Origin of the sequence: Micromonospora sp. NPDC048909, assembly GCF_040649635.1 — a bacterium.
Classification (GTDB): domain Bacteria; phylum Actinomycetota; class Actinomycetes; order Mycobacteriales; family Micromonosporaceae; genus Micromonospora.
Genome location: NZ_JBEZFU010000004.1, coordinates 406,808 through 423,567 on the forward strand (window position 1 = coordinate 406,808; position 16,760 = coordinate 423,567).

Below are 16,760 nucleotides of genomic sequence, written 5' to 3' on the forward strand. Positions count from 1 at the left end.
CTACGACGAAACCGCTGCCGACGCGCCCGGTTCGGCCATGTCCCGCATGGTACGCAGCGGGGAGAAGACCACGAAAAGACAGGCGCTCCAGGTGCCGAGCACGCAGATCCAGAGTGCCGTCCGCAGGCCCAGCGCCGTGCCGAGCGTCCCACCGACCAGCGCGCCGAGTGGGATCACCCCGAAGCAGATCCACAGGAAGGCCGCGTTGACCCGGCCCAGGATCGCCGGCGGGGTGATCCGTTGCCGGTAGGTCGTCGACGCCACGTTGAACAGCACCGCGTTCGCGGAGAAGGCCGCCAACCCGACGCCGTAGAGCAGCACGCCCCAGCCCGGGCGGGCCAGCGGCATCAGCAGGTAGAACGGGCCGGGCACGGCCATCGCCACCCAGATCACCCGGGCCGACCCGATCCAGGCGGACAGCCGCCCGGCCAGCGCGCCGACCACCAGCCCGCCGACCGCGCTGACCGAGAAGACCAGGCCGACCTGCACCGGTGCGGCGTGCAGTTCGCGCAGCATGAAGGTGACCTCGATGGAGGCGGACGCCATCACGAAGAAATTCGAGGTGGTGGTGCACGCCAGGATCTTCACCAGGATCGGTTGGCGGCGGATGAAGCCGAGCCCGTCGGTCATCTCCACCCGCAGGGGCACCCGCTCCCGAGGTGCCGGTGGGTTCTCCGGGGCCGCCTCCCGGATCAGCAGCAGGGTGACCGCGCTGAGCAGGAACGCCAGCCCGTTGCTGAAGAACGTCCGGGTCGCGCCGACCAGCCCGATGAGCACGCCGCTGACCGTCGGGCCGACCAACTCGGCGCCGTCCTGGCTCATGATGAGCTTGGCGTTGCCGTCGACCAGTTGCGCCGTCGGCACCAGCCGGGGCAGCAGGCTCTTGTACGCCACGGTGAAGAAGACCGTCAGCACCCCGGAGAGCCCCACCACCGCGTACAGGAAGTTCAGGGTGAGCTGACCGACCAGCGCGGCCACCGGCAGCGCCAGCATCAGCGCGGCCCGGCCCACGTCACAGAGGATCATCAGCCGGCGCTGGTCCACCCGGTCCGCGACGATCCCGGCCGGCAGGGAGAACACCAGGTACGGCAGCCAGGCCAGGAAGGTGAGCAGCGATACCTGGAAGACGCTGGCGTGCAGAGTGTCGGCGGCCAGCAGCGGGACCGCCACGCCGGCGATCCGGGTGCCCAGCTCGCTGACCGTCTGGCCGCTCCACAGCAGCAGGAAGTTCCGGCTCCGCAGCAGCGACGGTGCTCGGGTGGTCGCGGAGGCCGGCGGATCGGCGACATGCTGGCTCACGTGCTTGCCTGTCTGTGCGAAACGGACGCGGTGCCGCACCGGCGGCGATCCGGGCGGCTCGCCCAGGAGGGCCTCGCGGACCCTACCGGCGGGCTCCACGGGCGGGCGCGGCATTTAAGCCGGCGGGAGCGCTCCGGCGTCCAGCCAGGCCGTGGTCGCGCTCGGATCGGCGCCGCTCGCCCCGACCACCGGGAAGCCGAGCCGGCGCAGGTGCGCGGCGGCGTCCAGGTCGGTGCCACCGAGGGCCTGATAGTGGCTGACCAGCAGTCGTCCGCCGGCATAGCGGTCGCGTCGGCCCAGACGTACCAGTGGTCGCCGTCTGCGGCGAACGGGTGCATCCGCTGCCGCCGGAACCCGGCGGTCTCCAAGGGGTCCGCAGGCCCGCGTCGAGCAGCCGGTGCTCGCCGGGCCGCACCGACCCGCCGGGCAGCCGGGGCCGGCCGTCCGCATCGGGTACGGCGGCGCAGCTCCCGTCCGGCAGGAACGCCACCACGGTCAACCGGCCGACCGCGTCCCGCGCGGGGTCGGTCTCGCACAGTCGGTACGGCATCAGGTGAGCCTCCGCCGGACAGGCTGCCGCCGCACCGGTTATCGGCCCCCGCCGCCGGCCGCCGCTGGCCGGACCGTGCGGCACGGGTACGGTCCGGAGGCCGCCCGGCCGGCCGGGCGGCGGAACGGAGGTCGCGGCGGTGTCCATCGCGCTCATCACCCTCGGCGGCACCATCGCGATGGGCGGGGTGGACCGGTCGCGACCCGGCGTGGTTACCCGGCTCACCGGCGCGGACCTCACCGCCGCCGTGCCGGGCCTCGACGAGCTGGGCGTACCCCTGGAGGTCCGCGACGTCCACGCGGTGCCCAGCGCCAATCTCACCTACCGTCAGTTGCTCGACGTGGTCGACGACGCGTCGCGGGCGGTGGCCGGCGGGGCGACCGGGGTGGTGGTCACCCAGGGCACCGACACGCTGGAGGAGTCCGCGTTCCTGACCGACCTGGTGTGGCCGCACGCCGCGCCGCTGGTCTTCACCGGCGCGATGCGCAATCCCACGTTGGCGGGCGCCGACGGGCCGGCGAACCTGCTCGCCGCCGCCCGGGTCGCCGCCGCGCCGGCGGCCCGCGACCTGGGCGTGCTGGTCGTGGTCAACGACGAGGTGCACGCCGCCCGCTGGGTCCGCAAGACGCACAGCACCAGTACCGCGACCTTCGCCTCGCCGAACGCCGGACCGATCGGGCAGGTGATCGAGGGGGAGGTGCGGGTGCTGACCCGGCCGCGGCGTCGCGACCCACTGCCGCCGGTCGACCCGGACCGGCTCGACGCCACCCGGGTCGCCCTCTACCCGGTCACCCTGGACGACGACGGCCTGCTCCTGACAGGGGTCGCCGACACCCACCACGGGCTGGTGGTCGCCGGCTTCGGGGTGGGGCACGTGCCGTCGGCGTTGGCCCCGGTGCTGGGTGACCTCGCCGGGCGGATGCCGGTGCTGCTCACCTCCCGTTCCGGGGCGGGCTCGGTGCTGCGCCAGACGTACGGGGCGGTCGGCTCGGAGACCGACCTGCAACGGCGCGGGCTGCTCAACGGCGGACTGCTCGACCCGTACAAGGCGCGGGTGCTGCTGCGGTTGCTGCTCGCCGCAGGCCTGGAGGGTGCGGCGCTGGTCGACGCGCTGGCCCGGTTCCGCTGACCGCCGGCCGGTGTTCCTAGACTGCGCCGGTGACCGGTGAGCGACGTCCGCTGGCGCCCAGGGCGCTGACCGAGCCGCACCCGTCCCGGCTGCCGCCCGAGCATCCGGACCGGGAGCGGCTGCTCGCCGCGCACGCCGCCGCCCTGACCGCCGGGGAGGCCGGCTACCTCGACCCGGCGACCGGGCTCTTCGTGCTCACCGCCGGTTTCCTGGCCCGCCGGGGCACCTGCTGCGGCCGCGGCTGCCGGCACTGCCCGTACGTCGACGACTGACCCCGGCGCGGTCTTTCGGCGCCACGTCTTCCGTCCGGCGGGGGTTGCCCGTACGGTGTCCGACGGACAACGGCGGGCACCCCCTGCCGACGATCGCGGAGGTTCCATTGCGCGCCCGGATCTGGCTCGTCGCCTCGGCCGTACTGCTGACCGCCGGCTGCGCGTCGGAGCGCGAACCGGTGGCGGTGCCGCCGCCGGCGCCGGTCGCGGTCGACGTGGCCGCCGCCTCCTCCGGAGGCGCCTGCCGGCTGCTGGACTTCGCGGTGATCGAGAAGCACGTCAAGGCCCGGTTCGACGTGGCGGCGGCGAGCGAGCGCGGTGACACGCACAGCTGCGTGGTGCGGGCCGACAAGGCCACCCTGCCGGAGCTGACCCTGACCGTCACCGAGACCTCGATGGACAAGGCCACCTTCGCCGCCGACGTGGTGCCGGACTCGGCCACCAAGGTCACCGGGCTGGGTCAGCAGGCGTTCCGGCGGGCCACCGCCGCGACGGGCGGGCACGGCCCGGTCGCGGAGGTCGGTTGGCTCTCCAGCGACGGTCGGCTGGCCACGCTGAGCTGGGTCAGCCCGCGCGGCACCGCGAAGGCGGCCGTGGACAAGATCGCCGCGGAGCTGGTGGCGTTGGCCAAGAAGCTCAACACCCGCGAGCTGTGACGCACATCGCCCGGCGGCTCCCCGTCCGCGGGACGGGAGGCCGCCGGGTCACGGCTGAGGGTCAGCCGGCGGCGACGAAGACGCGGGACGCGACCTCGCGCGGCAGCCGGATGCGGTCGCCCGACCGGTCGATCGACACCCCGTCGCGCTCCTGGGCCACGGTCACCGTGGCGCCCGGGTCGACGCCCGCGGCGTGCAGCTGGCGCAGCACGTCGGCGTTGGTCTGCACGCTCTCGCAGATCCGCCGGACCACCACCGGCCCGGAGAGGCCGGGGAAGGCCAGGTTGCGCTCGCCCTCGACCACCGAGGTCGCCTCCGGCTCCGGCGAGCCGAGCTCCTCCAACCCCGGGATCGGGTTGCCGTACGGCGAGCGGGTCGGCCGGTTGAGCAGGTCGTAGACCCGCTTCTCGACGGCGTCGCTCATCACGTGTTCCCACCGGCAGGCCTCGTCGTGGGCCTCCTCGTAGGGCATGCCGATCACGTTCACCAGCAGCAGCTCGGCGAGTCGGTGCTTGCGCATCACCGAGACCGCGGTGTTGCGGCCCTGCGCGGTGAGCATCAGGTGCCGGTCGCCCTCGACGGTGAGCAGGCCGTCGCGCTCCATCCGGGCGACCGTCTGGCTCACCGTGGGGCCGCTCTGCTTCAACCGCTCGGCGATCCGGGCGCGCAGCGGCGGCACACCCTCCTCCTCGAGCTCGAGGATGGTGCGCAGGTACATCTCCGTCGTGTCGACCAGGTCGTGTCTGTTCACTTCCGTCCCCTTTCGGCGGCGGAGTCAACTGCGCGATCAGTCGAAACAACCAGGTCGTGTCTCACAGCAGTGGTCCTCCGGTGATCGATGTTACCGCGTTGTACGAGTAACGACCGTCGCCGAACCGCGGGCTTGCCGTGCGGATGGTGTTGACTGGACGCCATGTCCGGTACCGACGATCTGCTGGTCGAGCCCGACCGGCTCGCCGCCGAGCTCGACTCCGCCGATCCGCCCACCCTGCTCGACGTCCGCTGGCGCCTGGTCGGCCCGCCCGGCCGGGACGACTACGCCGTCGGCCACCTGCCCGGCGCGATCTTCGTCGACCTGGACACCGCCCTCTGCGGGCCGCCCGGCGCCGCCGGCCGGCATCCGCTGCCCGACCCGGCGGCGCTGCAGGCGACGCTGCGGGCCGCCGGCGTGCGCGCCGGTCACCCCGTCGTGGTGTACGACGGCGGCGACGGCATGGCCGCGGCCCGCGCCTGGTGGACGCTGCGCTGGGCCGGGCACCGGCAGGTCCGCCTGCTGCACGGCGGCTACCCGGCCTGGGCCGCCGCCGGCCTGCCCGGCACGGCCGAGGTGCCGCAGCCGGAGCCGGGCGACGTCACGGTCCGGCCCGGCGCGCTGCCGGTGCTCGACGCGGCGGCGGCCGCGCGGCTCGCGGCCGGCGACGGGCTGCTGCTGGACGTGCGGGCCGCGCCGCGCTACCGGGGCGAGACCGAGCCGATCGACCCGGTGGCCGGGCACGTCCCGGGCGCGGCGAACCTGCCCGCGCCGGAGTACGTGGGCCCGGGCGGACGTTTCCCGGCCGCCGAGGCGCTGCGCGCGCGGTTCGCCGCGGCCGGGGTGACGGACGAGCGACCGGTGGGGGCCTACTGCGGTTCCGGGGTCACCGCCGCGCAGGCGGTGCTCGCCCTGCACCTCGCCGGCCGGCCGGACGCCGCGCTCTACGTCGGGTCGTGGAGCAGCTGGGTGGCCGACCCGGCCCGCCCGGTCGCCACCGGGCCGACACCCGGGGTCTGAGCAGCGCGTGCGGTGGGTCGCCGCCGGTCCACGTGCGACGATGGGCCCATGTCCGACGACACGGTGGTGGTGTGGGACGAGTCCCTGCTCGCCTACGACATGGGTGACCATCCGCTCGACCCGGTCCGGGTGGAGCTGACCGTCGCGCTCGCCCGCGAGCTCGGCGTCCTGGACCGGCCGGGGGTACGCCTGGTCAAGCCGGAGCCGGCCGACGACGCGCTGCTCACCCGGGTGCACGACCCGCGCTACCTGGCGGCCGTGCGGGCCGCGCCGAGCGATCCGCTCTTCGCGGGTTTCGGCCTGGGCACCTCCGACAATCCGGTCTTCGACGGGATGCACGAGGCCAGCGCGCTGATCACCGGGGCGAGCGTGGCCGCCGCCGAGGCGGTCTGGCGGGGCGAGGCCCGCCGGGCGGTCAACGTGGCCGGTGGGCTGCACCACGCGATGCCGGCCCGGGCCGCCGGGTTCTGCGTCTACAACGACCCTGCCGTCGCCATCGCCCGCCTGCTCGACCTCGGCGCCGAGCGGATCGCGTACGTGGACGTGGACGTGCACCACGGCGACGGCGTGCAGCAGGTCTTCTGGAACGACCCGCGGGTGTTGACGGTCAGCCTGCACGAGACCCCGCTCGCTCTCTTCCCTGGCACCGGCTTCCCGGACGAGACCGGCGGCCCGGGCGCGGAGGGCACCGCGGTCAACATGCCGCTGCCCCCGGGCGTCAACGACGCGGGCTGGCAGCGGGCGTTCCACGCGATCGTCCCGTCGGTGCTGCGCGCGTTCCGCCCGCAGCTGCTGGTCACCCAGTGCGGGGCGGACGGGCACCGGCTCGACCCCCTCGCCGACCTGCACCTCTCCGTCGACGGGCAGCGGGCGACCTACCTGGCGCTGCGGGCGCTCGCCGACGAGCTCTGCGAGGGCCGCTGGGTCGCCACCGGCGGCGGCGGTTACGCGCTGGTCGAGGTGGTGCCCCGGGCCTGGACCCACCTGCTGGCGGTGGCCAGCGGTGAGCCGATCGACCCGGCGACGCTCACTCCACCGGCCTGGCGGGAGCTGGCCGCCACCCGCCGGCCGGGTCGGGAGGTGCCGCTGCGGATGACCGACGACGCCGACCCGGCACACCAGCCGTGGCAGCCGACCGGCGAGCCGAACGCGGTGGACCGGGCGATCGCGGCGACGCGCAAGACGGTCTTCCCGCTGCTCGGGCTCGACCCGTACGACCCGCGCGACTGAGCCGGCCGGAGGAGGACGGCCGGTGACGACCGTGGAGCAACCGGTGGACGTGCTGCTCAGCGACGGCACCACCGTCCAGCTGCGACAGATCCGCCCGCAGGACGCGCCCGCGATCGTGGCGATGCACGCGCGCTTCAGCGAGCGCACCCGCTACCTGCGCTACTTCTCGCCGTACCCGCGGATCCCGGAGCGTGATCTGCAGCGCTTCGTGACCGTCGACCACCACGACCGGGAGGCGTTCGTGGTGCTGGTCGGCGGGCGGATCGTCGCCGTCGGCCGGTACGAGCGGCTCGGGCCGGCGGCGCCCGAGGCCGAGGTGGCCTTCGTGGTGGAGGACGCCTACCAGGGTCGGGGGATCGGCTCGGTGCTGCTCGAGCACCTGGCCGACGCGGCCCGCCGGGTCGGCATCGTGCACTTCGTCGCCGAAGTGCTCCCGGCCAACGGGGCGATGTTGCGGGTCTTCTCCGACTTCGGCTACCAGGTGCAGCGCCAGTTCGCCGACGGCGTGGTGCACCTGACCTTTCCGATCGCGCCCACCGAGGCGACCCTCGAGGTGCAGCGCGGCCGGGAGCACCGCACCGAGGCGCGCTCGATCGCCCGGCTGCTCGCCCCGCGTGCGGTGGCGGTCTACGGTGCCAGCGCCACCGGGCAGGGGGTGGGCGCGGCCGTGCTCGGGCACCTGCGCGACGGCGGCTTCGCCGGCACGCTCGTCCCGGTGCACCCGTACGCGTCGACGGTCGCCGGGCTGCCCGCGTACCCCTCGGCCGCCGATGCGGGGGTGCCGGTCGACCTGGCGGTGGTGGCGGTCCCGCCGGAGGCGGCGCCGACGGTGGTCGCCGACGCGGCCGCCGCCGGGGTGCACGGGCTGGTGGTCATCTCGGCGGGCTTCGCCGAGGCCGGCGCGGCGGGCTCGGCGGCGCAGCGGGCGCTGGTCCGGGCCGCGCACGCGGCCGGCATGCGGGTGGTCGGCCCGAACTGCCTCGGTGTGGCGAACACCGACCCGGTGGTACGCCTCAACGCCACCCTCGCCCCGAGGCTGCCGCCGGCCGGTCGGGTCGGCATCTTCAGCCAGTCCGGCGCGTTCGGGGTGGCCCTGTTGGCCGAGGCGGACCGGCGCGGGCTCGGCCTGTCCAGCTTCGTGTCGGCGGGGAACCGTGCCGACGTCTCCGGCAACGACCTGCTCCAGTACTGGCAGGACGACCCCGGCACCGACGTGATCATGCTGCACCTGGAGACCTTCGGTAATCCCCGCAAGTTCGCCCGGTTGGTCCGGCGGATCGGGCGGGCGAAGCCGGTGGTGGCGCTCGCCTCGCCGGCCCGCCCGGCCGGGGTGGGCGACTCCACCGGCCCGGACGAGGTGGCGGTGGCCGCGCTCTTCGCCCAGTCCGGGGTGATCCGGGTGGACACCGTGGCCGAACTGCTGGACGTCGGCGTCCTGCTGGCCAACCAGCCGCTGCCGGCCGGCCCGCGGGTCGCCGTGGTCGGCAACTCCTCGGCGCTCACCGGGCTGGCCGCCACCGCCTGCGCCGCCCAAGGCCTGACCCTTGCCGACGGCTACCCGCGCGACGTCGGCCCGAGCGCCGGTGCGGTCGAGTTCGCCGCGGCGCTCGCCGGGGCCGCCGCGGACGAGCGCGTCGATGCGATCGCGGTGGTGCTCGCCCCGCCGCTGCCCGGGCAGCCGGCCGACGCCGACCTCACCGCCGCGCTGCCGGCTGTCCTCGGAACCGGCAAACCGGTGGTGACGACGGTCCTGGCTGGACGGATGCCGGCCGGGATGCCGGCGTACGGGGGTGTGGAGGAGGCGGTTCGGGCGCTCGCTCGGGTGCACCGCTACGCGGACTGGCTGCGCCGCCCGTCCGGCAGTCTGCCGGAGCTGCCCGGGATCGACCGTGCCGCGGGACAGGCCGCGCTGCGCCGCGACGGCACGGACGTGGCCGGGCTGGTCGCCGCGTACGGGATCGACGTGGTGGAGTCGGTGCCGGCGTGTTCGGCGCAGGAGGCGGCCGACGCCGCGGAGCGGCTCGGTTTCCCGGTGGCGCTCAAGGCGGCGGCCCCCGGGCTGCGGCACCGGCTCGACCTCGGAGCGGTCCGGCTCGACCTGCCCGACGCGCACGCCGTGCGCCGCGCGTACGCCGAGATGTCCGCGCTGTTCGGCGCGGACGTCCTGGTCCAGCCGATGGTCCCGCCCGGCGTGGCCTGCGTGGTCGAGATGGTCGAGGATCCGGCGTTCGGCCCGGTGGTCGGCTTCGGCCTGGGCGGCGTCGCCACGGAGCTGCTCGGCGACCGGGCGTGGCGGGCGGTGCCGCTGACCGATCGGGACGCCGCGGAGCTGGTCGACGAGCCCCGGGCGGCGCCACTGCTGCGCGGGCACCGGGGTGCGGCGCCGGTGGACCTGGTGGCCCTGACCGACCTGCTGCTGCGGATCGGCCGGCTCGCCGACGAACAGCCACGGGTGCGTGCGCTCACGTTGAACCCGGTGCTCGTCCGCCCCGACGGCCTCTCCGTGTTGCACGCCACGGTGCGAACGGGCTCGGCGACCGATCGCCCCGACACCGGCCCTCGCCGCTTGTGAGGGCCGGCGCCGGCGGTGTGCCGGGTCAGGCGCGGTCGGAGATCTGCTGGACCGCCCAGGAGTTGCCGTCCGGGTCGGTGAAGAAGACGAAGCCGACGTTGTCCAGCGGATGCGGGGTGGGCTGCGGGTTCGCGCCCAGCACCTGGATCTCGCTGACCTCCACGCCTCGCGCGACCAGCTCCGCGCGGGCCTGCTCCAGGTCGGGCACCACCAGTTGCAGCCCCTTGAGCGACCCCGGCGGCATCTCCGGGACGGCGCCCTTGCCGATCACGACGGAGCAGCCCGAGCCGGGCGGGGTCAGCTGCACGATCCGCGCGCCGTCGCCGACGACCGTGTCGTGGTCGACGTTGAAGCCGAGCTGGTCGGCGTAGAACTTCTTCGCCCGGTCCAGATCGGAGACCGGCACGATCACCACTTCCAGCGTCCAGTTCACGGTGTCTCTCCTCGCATCGTCGTTGTCAGGTGCAGCAGTTCGGCCAGTCGGGTGAGGCCCTCGCCGTAGCCCCGGGCCATCGGGTAGCGCAGCACGGTGTTCCGCCCCTCGGCGGTGGCGTAGCGCAGCGTGGTGGTGACGGTGGTGCGCCCGGCCAGCTCGGTGAACTCGTGGCTGACCAGCGTTTCGCCGGGGTAGGACTGGTCGTCGAAGAGCTCGGTGCAGACCAACCGGTGCGCCGGCTCCACCTGCCGGTAGACGCCGGACTGGACCATCCGGTCGCCGTCGGGCCCCTGCGACACGTAGCGCCACCGCCCGCCGACCCGCAGGTCGACGTCGCACTCCACCAGCCGCCAGCCGCGCGCGCCGTACCAGCGGACCAGCAGCTCCGGCCGGGTGAAGGCGGCGAACACCAGGTGCGCCGGCGCCTCGAACACCCGGCTGAGGACGATCTCCCGATCGCCCGGGGTGTGCACGACCAGCGGATCGTCGGGGCTGCTCATCGGCCGCCGCCACCGGGCCGGCCGCCCCGGCCTTCGGTGTTCGCCCGCGCACGGCCGCGCTCGTCGGCCCGCTCGGCGCCACGTTCGTCGGCCCGCTCGACGGCCTGGAGCTCGTCGAGCAGGGCGTCGAGGCGCTGGTAGCTCTGCGCCCAGTAGTCGCGGTAGCCGGCCAGCCAGGCGGTGGCCTCCCGCAGCGGCCGGGCCTCCAGCCGGCAGGGTCGGCGCTGGGCGTCCCGCCCGCGGCTGACCAGGCCGGCGCGTTCCAGCACCTTGAGGTGCTTGGAGATGGCCGGCTGGCTCATCGCGAACGGCGCGGCCAGCTCGGTCACGGTCGCCTCGCCGGCCGCGAGCCGGGCGAGGATCGCCCGCCGGGTCGGGTCGGCCAGCGCCGCGAAGGTCGCGTCCAGCAGATCGGTGCCCACCTCTTGATAACCTCCGGGTTCTATAACCGATTGGTTTGTATCCCGGATCGATGGCTGCGTCAAGCACCTCCACAGCACGGAAGGCCCCGGCGCACCGCCGGGGCCTTCCGTGGAACCAGGTGCGTCAGCAGGCGTACGCCTCCAGACGCTGCGCCCGTTCCGGGGCGCGCAGCTTGAGCAGGGTCACCTTCTCGATCTGCCGGATCCGCTCCCGGGAGAGGCCGAACTCGCGGCCAACCTCGTCCAGGGTGCGCTGCCGGCCGTCGTCGAGCCCGAACCGGAGCCGGATGACCGCCTGCTCACGCTGGGACAGGGTGGCCAACACGATGTGCACCTCGTTGCGCAACTCGCCGTTCGCCGCCGCGTCGCCCGGCTCGTCCCGCGGGTCGACCGCGGCGACGAAGTCGCCCAGCGCGCTCTCGCCGTCCTCGCCGACCGCCTGGTCCAGGCTGACCGGCTCCCGGTCGTACGAGATCAGCTCGATCACCTGGAACTCGGGGATGTCCAGCGCCCGGGCGACCTCGGCGACCGTGGGCTCCCGACCGAGCGTGACCGAAAGCTCGCGGCGGGCCCGGACCATCCGGTTGACCTGCTCGACCATGTGCACCGGGATGCGGATGGTGCGGGCCTGGTCGGCCATCGCGCGGGTGATCGCCTGCCGGATCCACCAGGTGGCGTAGGTGGAGAACTTGTAGCCCTTGGCGTAGTCGAACTTCTCGACCGCGCGGATCAGACCGAGGTTGCCCTCCTGGATCAGGTCGAGGAAGGCCATGCCCCGGCCGGTGTAGCGCTTGGCGATGCTGACCACCAGCCGCAGGTTCGCCTCGAGCAGGTGGTTCTTGGCCGCGCGACCCTCCGTGACGATTAGCGCCAGGTCGGCCCGCAGCTCGTCGGAGACGGGGGTGCAGGTGGCCAGCTTCTCCTCGGCGAACAGCCCGGCCTCGATCCGCTTGGCCAGCTCGACCTCCTGCGCGGCGGTGAGCAGCTTGGTGCGGCCGATCCCGTTGAGGTACGCCCGGACCAGGTCGGTGGAGACACCGCGCTCGTCGGTCGCGTCCAGGTCGATCAGGGTCTCGGTGCCCGGGTCGGTGTCGGTGCCCGCGGCCGGGCGCGTCCGGTGCTCCGTCATCTGCTGGGCCATCGTCTTCTCTCCCCGTGTCCGTGTGGTGCCGTGCCGGCCAAAGTGCCGCCGGTGACAAACAGCTTGGCGGGCGGGGCGTAAAACGGGAGTGAGGCGATCGGGGACCCGACAGGAATCCGGTCGGATCGACGGAGGTTCGCCACCCCGGTCGGTTCGGCCGCGGCTTGCCGTCGCCGAACCGAACGAGGCGTTCCGGGTACGTCGGCCGGGCGGGCCCGCCGGGCCGGGTGTGTCGGCCGGGCGGGCTTGCCGGCCCCGGTTACCGTGCCAGCGGTTGGCCGACTTGGCCGACCGGGACAGGCGACGGAGGGTGTTGTGGTCTTCAAGCGGCTCATGCAGGCGATGGGTGTCGGTGGCCCGTCGGTGGAAACCGTGCTGGCCAACCCGAACTGCCGCCCGGGCGGCCAGTTGGAGGGGCGGATCCAGGTGGTGGGCGGCGACCATGAGGTCGACGTCGAGTACGTGGCGCTGGGGCTGATGACCCGGGTCGAGGTCGAGAGCGGTGACAACGACTACAACACCGACCAGGAGTTCCACCGGCAGCGGGTCACCGGCGCGTTCCGGCTGGCGGCCGGCCAGCGCCACGAGATCCCGTTCCGCTTCGACGTGCCGTGGGAGACCCCGGTCACCGAGCTCTACGGGCAGCACCTGCACGGCATGACCATGGGGCTGCGTACCGAGCTGGAGGTGGCCCGGGCGGTGGACAAGAGCGACCTGGACGCCGTCGCGGTGCATCCGCTGCCGGCGCAGGAGCGCCTGCTGGAGGCGTTGCTGCGGCTGGGCTTCCGGTTCGCCCGGGCCGATGTGGAGCGTGGCCACATCTACGGCGTACGGCAGACGCTGCCGTTCTATCAGGAGATCGAGTTCCACCCGCCGGCGCAGTACGCGCGCGCGATCAACCAGCTGGAGGTCACCTTCATCGCCGACCCGCAGCAGATGCAGGTGGTGTTGGAGATGGACAAGCGCGGCGGCCTGCTCACCGAGGGCCGGGACGCCTTCGGCCGGTTCACCGTCGACTACGCCACCCTGGACCGCACCGACTGGACCGCCCAGCTCGACGGCTGGCTGCGCCAGTCCATCCAACGCCGCGGCCTCTTCTCCTAACCTCCCGACTCCCCGCCCCGCCCCACCTTGCCTTGCCTCGGTGATCAAGAGGTTCGCGTCAGATCGACTGCCGATCCTGACGCGAACCTCTTGATCGACAGGGTCTGGCGGGGGAGGCGGTGGGGATGGGGTTGGTTAGAGGTCCAGGAGGAGGGTGCGGGGGCCGATGTTGACGCTCTCGACCAGCATGTGGGCGCGGAAGCGGCCGGTCTCCACCGTGGCGCCACGGGCGCGCAGCGCCTCGACGACCTCGGTCACCAGCGGTTCGGCCACCTCCGCCGGGGCCGCCGCGGTCCAGCTCGGACGGCGGCCCTTGCGGGCGTCGCCGTAGAGGGTGAACTGGCTGACCACCAGGATCGGGGCGCCGGTGTCGGCCGCGGACCGTTCCTCGTCGAGGATGCGCAGCTCGTGCACCTTGCGGGCCATCGTCCGGGCGGTCTCGACGGTGTCCGTGTGGGTCACGCCGAGCAGCACCAGCAGCCCGTCGTCGATCGCGCCGACGACCTCGCCGTCGACCGTGACGCTGGCCCGGCCGACCGTCTGCACCACCGCCCGCATCAGCCCGTCCTCCGTACGCACCTCGACCGGCCGCCGGCCCCGGTGGCCGTGCAAGCCGCCATCAGCCGGCCACCGGCTCGATGATGCCGCGCTCCACCAGGTGCGCCACGATCGGACCGGCCGCCTCGGCCAACTCGTCGACCGGCACGTCGTGCGCCGCCGCGAGCAGGGCGAGCTGATCGCGTAGCGGCAGCTGACCGTCGGCGCCGCCGACCAGCGCCAGCACCAGCGGGTCGACCTCCTCGGTCCAGCGCAGCCCGCGCGGCATGGCCAGCACCTGCCGGTCCACCGCCCAGCCCTCGTCGCCCATGGTCGCCTCCTGCCGCAGCTGGAGACCCTCGGCGGCCCGGTAGCGCTCGGCGAGCAGCCCTTCGGTGTCGCGTACCCGGAGGAAGTCCTGGCGGTCGAACCACGCGGCGATCTGGTCACCCATCGGCGGCTCCACCCGTTGCCGCAGGTCCTCCACCCGGACCACCGGAGCGGCGTGCCCGCCGCGGCGCAGCGAGACGATGCCGAAGCCGATCGCCTCCACCTTGTGCGCGTCGAACCAGTCCAGCCAGTCGGCCATCCGCTGCGGATCGGCCGTCTCGCCCACGTCGGTCAGCCAGAGGTTCACGTACGCCATCGGGTCGGCCACCTCGCGCTGGATCACCCAGGCGTCCAGGCCGGTGCCGGCGAACCAGCCGGCCACCCGCTCGTCCCACTCCTCGCCGGCGACGTGTACCCAGTTCGCCAGGTACTGCATCGTGCCGCCCTCGGTGAGCAGGTCGGGCGCGGCGGCGGCCAGTTCGGCGCCGATCGCGTCGCCGACCCGGCCGGAGTCGCGGTAGACGTGCGTGGTGGTGCCCGGGCCGACCACGAACGGCGGGTTGCTCACGACCAGGTCGAACCGGCGGCCGGCCACCGGCGCGACCATGTCGCCGCGCAGCAGCTCCCAGTCCTGGCCGTTGAGCGCGGCCGTGGTGGCCGCGAAGCGCAGCGCACGGTCAGAGACGTCGGTGGCGGTGACCCGCTGCGCGTGCGTGCCCAGGTGCAGGGCCTGCACGCCGGAGCCGGTGCCCAGGTCCAACGCTGTGCCCACCGGCCGGCGGACGGCGGCGCCGATCAGCGTCTGGGTCGCGCCGCCGATGCCGAGCACGTGCTCGGCGTGCAGCGGCCGCCCCGGCCGGGCGCTGGCCGGCACGTCGGCGAGCACCCACCAGTCGTCGCCGTACGGCTCCAGGTCCACCCCGGCGCGCAGCCCGTCGCCGTGCCGCTCGACCAGCCCGCCGGCGAGCGCCTCCGCCACGTCCAGCGGCGCGAGCGCGGCGGCCACCGTCGCCTCCGCCTCGGTCTGGTCGCAGATGAACACCCGGATCAGCGTGCCGAGCGGGTCGCGCTCCTCGGTGGCCCGCAGCGCGGCCCGGTAGTCGTTGCGGGCCACCCCGCCGGTGCCCTGCGGGCCGAGCCGGTTGGCGATCCCGTTCGAGGTGAAGCCGGCCCGGGTCAGCGCGGTACGCAACGCCTCGACCCCGGCGGGGGAGAGCAGCATGTCGTGTTCGTCCACGTCGTCATCCTGCCCCCCGCGCCGTCCCGGCCCGGCACCACCCGGGAGATCGGGCGCGGCGTCATGGCCTCACCCGCCGAGCTGGCACGCCGACGTCGGGGTGGCGGTACGCCTGCCGCTCCGGCGACCGGGCAGGATGGGGCACATGACGCTCGTGCTGCCCATCGACCCGGAAGCAAACCGGCTGCTGGAGCGCAGCCCGCTCGCCCTGCTGGTGGGCATGGTGCTCGACCAGCAGGTGCCGATGGAGAAGGCGTTCTCCTCGCCGTACGTGCTGGCTCAACGGCTCGGCCGTGATCTGGACGCCCGGGAGCTCGCCGAACACGACCCGGAGGAGCTGGTCGCCGTCTTCGCGCAGCCGCCGGCGCTGCACCGGTTCCCCAAGGCGATGGCGGCCCGGGTGCAGGAGGTGTGCCGGGTGCTCGTCGAGCGCTACGACGGCGACGCGTCCCGGCTCTGGGCCGACGTCGCCGACGGGAGGGAGCTGCTGGGTCGGATCGCCGAGCTGCCCGGGTTCGGCAAGCAGAAGGCGCAGATCTTCCTCGCCCTGCTGGGCAAGCGGTTCGACGTCCAGCCGCAGGGCTGGCGCGAGGCGGCCGGCGGGTACGGCGACCCGGGCGCGCACCGTTCGGTGGCCGACGTGACCGACGCCGACTCGCTGCGCCGCGTCCGCGAGTACAAGCAGCAGATGAAGGCGGCGGCCAAGGCGAAGGCGACCGGCTGACGCTAGGGTCGAACGCCGGCCGTCAGCTTCCGGCGCACTGCCCGCCAGCGGGGCGGACGCCGGCCGTCGGCTCTCGGCGCACGACCTGCCGAGCAGCGCGGACGCCGGCCGCCGCAGCGGCCGGCGGCACCGGTGGAACGGCGTTCAGGCGGCGGTGGGGTGGGCCAGCGAGGCGATCGCCCGGCGGACGTCGGCGAGCGAGACGGTGGCGGAGTCGTCCAGGTCGGCCAGGCCCGCCTCGATCCACTGGCGCATCAGGGTGGTGACGCCGATGCCGCGGGCGTCGGCCACCGCCCGCACCCGTTCGTACGTCTCGAGCGGCAGCCGGACCGACCGGCTCACCATCGGCACGTCGGTGTCGGGGGTCGGCAGCTCCACCGGCGGGCTCTCGTCGATCAGCTCCGCGAGCCGGTCGTCGCCGCTGTGGAACTGCTTGGTCGCGTCGTTACGGTGCATCGTCACCGCCTCCTCATCGGCGAGATCTCCGCACGGCCTCGTCGTAGCGCTTTGACTCGACGTCGCTCAGCTCGCGGGCGGAGAGGATGTCCCAGTCGTTGTCGGTGCCGTCGGCCTCGGCGAGCAGCACCGCCAGCCGGCGGCCCCGCCGGGCGGCGGCGTAGACGACCATCACGTCGTCGCCCAGGTGACGGATGACCCGCCGGGTGCTGTGCAGCGCCTCCCAGACTTCCCCGGGCGTGACGTCGTAGACCTTCAGGTTGGCCAACGCCTCGTCGGTGAAGCTGAACCTGCTGCCCACGCGCGGAGCGTACCACGAACGTAATACGAGCGCTGCCGCGTCGAATCTCGCTGATCACGGCAGGGGAGTGACAGGATGGGCGTGTCCCCTCGA

General features: G+C 74.1%; 18 protein-coding genes. 8 read left to right on the forward strand and 10 right to left on the reverse strand.

Annotation, left to right across the window (positions count from 1 at the left end; all coding sequences use genetic code 11):
• A complete protein-coding gene (locus AB0C04_RS14095) occupies nt 1-1,299 on the reverse strand; it encodes an MFS transporter (RefSeq protein ID WP_357053229.1) in 1,299 nt (432 codons plus the stop codon).
• Between the two features lie 689 nt (nt 1,300-1,988).
• Here AB0C04_RS14095 and AB0C04_RS14100 point away from each other — a divergent pair.
• From AB0C04_RS14100 to AB0C04_RS14110, 3 genes are all read left to right on the forward strand, one after another.
• The gene (locus AB0C04_RS14100; protein ID WP_357053232.1) at nt 1,989-2,978 is read left to right on the forward strand and encodes an asparaginase; all 990 of its coding nucleotides are present in this window, start codon (nt 1,989-1,991) and stop codon (nt 2,976-2,978) included.
• 29 nt (nt 2,979-3,007) lie between these two features.
• Nucleotides 3,008-3,250: a DUF5522 domain-containing protein gene (locus tag AB0C04_RS14105; protein WP_357053235.1), complete on the forward strand. Its 243-nt coding sequence runs from the start codon at nt 3,008-3,010 to the stop codon at nt 3,248-3,250.
• A 107-nt stretch (nt 3,251-3,357) separates the two neighbouring features.
• A complete protein-coding gene (locus AB0C04_RS14110) occupies nt 3,358-3,906 on the forward strand; it encodes a hypothetical protein (protein ID WP_357053238.1) in 549 nt (182 codons plus the stop codon).
• A gap of 61 nt (nt 3,907-3,967) precedes the next feature.
• Here AB0C04_RS14110 and AB0C04_RS14115 read toward each other — a convergent pair whose 3' ends face one another.
• On the reverse strand, nt 3,968-4,657 hold the full coding sequence (locus AB0C04_RS14115; protein ID WP_357053241.1) for a metal-dependent transcriptional regulator: 690 nt from the start codon (nt 4,655-4,657) through the stop codon (nt 3,968-3,970).
• A 162-nt stretch (nt 4,658-4,819) separates the two neighbouring features.
• Between AB0C04_RS14115 and AB0C04_RS14120 the strand changes: the two genes are divergently transcribed.
• From AB0C04_RS14120 to AB0C04_RS14130, 3 genes are read left to right on the forward strand one after another with little or no spacing between them, the layout of a single operon-like run.
• Nucleotides 4,820-5,677 (forward strand): sulfurtransferase, encoded by an 858-nt coding sequence (locus AB0C04_RS14120; RefSeq protein ID WP_357053244.1) that lies wholly within the window; start codon nt 4,820-4,822, stop codon nt 5,675-5,677.
• A gap of 48 nt (nt 5,678-5,725) precedes the next feature.
• Nucleotides 5,726-6,907: an acetoin utilization protein AcuC gene (locus AB0C04_RS14125; RefSeq protein ID WP_357053247.1), complete on the forward strand. Its 1,182-nt coding sequence runs from the start codon at nt 5,726-5,728 to the stop codon at nt 6,905-6,907.
• A gap of 22 nt (nt 6,908-6,929) precedes the next feature.
• Nucleotides 6,930-9,479, forward strand: a complete 2,550-nt coding sequence (locus AB0C04_RS14130; protein ID WP_357053250.1) for a GNAT family N-acetyltransferase — start codon at nt 6,930-6,932, stop codon at nt 9,477-9,479.
• A 25-nt stretch (nt 9,480-9,504) separates the two neighbouring features.
• On the opposite strand, the gene AB0C04_RS14135 is transcribed toward AB0C04_RS14130, so the two are convergent.
• The 4 genes from AB0C04_RS14135 to sigB form a co-directional block, all read right to left on the reverse strand.
• On the reverse strand, nt 9,505-9,912 hold the full coding sequence (locus tag AB0C04_RS14135) for a VOC family protein (protein ID WP_357053253.1): 408 nt from the start codon (nt 9,910-9,912) through the stop codon (nt 9,505-9,507).
• Complete coding sequence (locus AB0C04_RS14140) at nt 9,909-10,415, reverse strand: SRPBCC family protein (RefSeq protein ID WP_357053256.1); 507 nt, start codon at nt 10,413-10,415, stop codon at nt 9,909-9,911. Before AB0C04_RS14140 ends, AB0C04_RS14135 begins: the two co-directional genes overlap by 4 nt.
• Nucleotides 10,412-10,837, reverse strand: a complete 426-nt coding sequence (locus AB0C04_RS14145) for a metalloregulator ArsR/SmtB family transcription factor (protein WP_357053259.1) — start codon at nt 10,835-10,837, stop codon at nt 10,412-10,414. Before AB0C04_RS14145 ends, AB0C04_RS14140 begins: the two co-directional genes overlap by 4 nt.
• A gap of 124 nt (nt 10,838-10,961) precedes the next feature.
• A complete protein-coding gene (gene sigB / locus AB0C04_RS14150; protein WP_357053735.1) occupies nt 10,962-11,966 on the reverse strand; it encodes an RNA polymerase sigma factor SigB in 1,005 nt (334 codons plus the stop codon).
• Between the two features lie 327 nt (nt 11,967-12,293).
• Between sigB and AB0C04_RS14155 the strand changes: the two genes are divergently transcribed.
• Nucleotides 12,294-13,082 (forward strand): sporulation protein, encoded by a 789-nt coding sequence (locus AB0C04_RS14155; protein ID WP_357053262.1) that lies wholly within the window; start codon nt 12,294-12,296, stop codon nt 13,080-13,082.
• A gap of 135 nt (nt 13,083-13,217) precedes the next feature.
• Here AB0C04_RS14155 and dtd read toward each other — a convergent pair whose 3' ends face one another.
• The gene (gene dtd / locus AB0C04_RS14160; RefSeq protein ID WP_357053738.1) at nt 13,218-13,640 is read right to left on the reverse strand and encodes a D-aminoacyl-tRNA deacylase; all 423 of its coding nucleotides are present in this window, start codon (nt 13,638-13,640) and stop codon (nt 13,218-13,220) included.
• Nucleotides 13,641-13,701: 61 nt separating this feature from the next.
• Entirely contained in the window at nt 13,702-15,186 is a 1,485-nt protein-coding gene (locus tag AB0C04_RS14165; protein ID WP_357053265.1) for a methyltransferase, read from the reverse strand.
• A gap of 145 nt (nt 15,187-15,331) precedes the next feature.
• Here AB0C04_RS14165 and AB0C04_RS14170 point away from each other — a divergent pair, with 145 nt between their 5' ends.
• Nucleotides 15,332-15,910, forward strand: coding sequence for an HhH-GPD-type base excision DNA repair protein (locus AB0C04_RS14170; RefSeq protein WP_357053268.1), 579 nt, complete (start codon nt 15,332-15,334; stop codon nt 15,908-15,910).
• A gap of 144 nt (nt 15,911-16,054) precedes the next feature.
• Here AB0C04_RS14170 and AB0C04_RS14175 read toward each other — a convergent pair whose 3' ends face one another.
• Together AB0C04_RS14175 and AB0C04_RS14180 are read right to left on the reverse strand one after the other, a co-directional pair.
• Nucleotides 16,055-16,366, reverse strand: a complete 312-nt coding sequence (locus AB0C04_RS14175) for a hypothetical protein (protein ID WP_350875436.1) — start codon at nt 16,364-16,366, stop codon at nt 16,055-16,057.
• 13 nt (nt 16,367-16,379) lie between these two features.
• Nucleotides 16,380-16,667 (reverse strand): hypothetical protein, encoded by a 288-nt coding sequence (locus tag AB0C04_RS14180; RefSeq protein ID WP_357053271.1) that lies wholly within the window; start codon nt 16,665-16,667, stop codon nt 16,380-16,382.
• Nucleotides 16,668-16,760 lie beyond the last annotated feature (93 nt).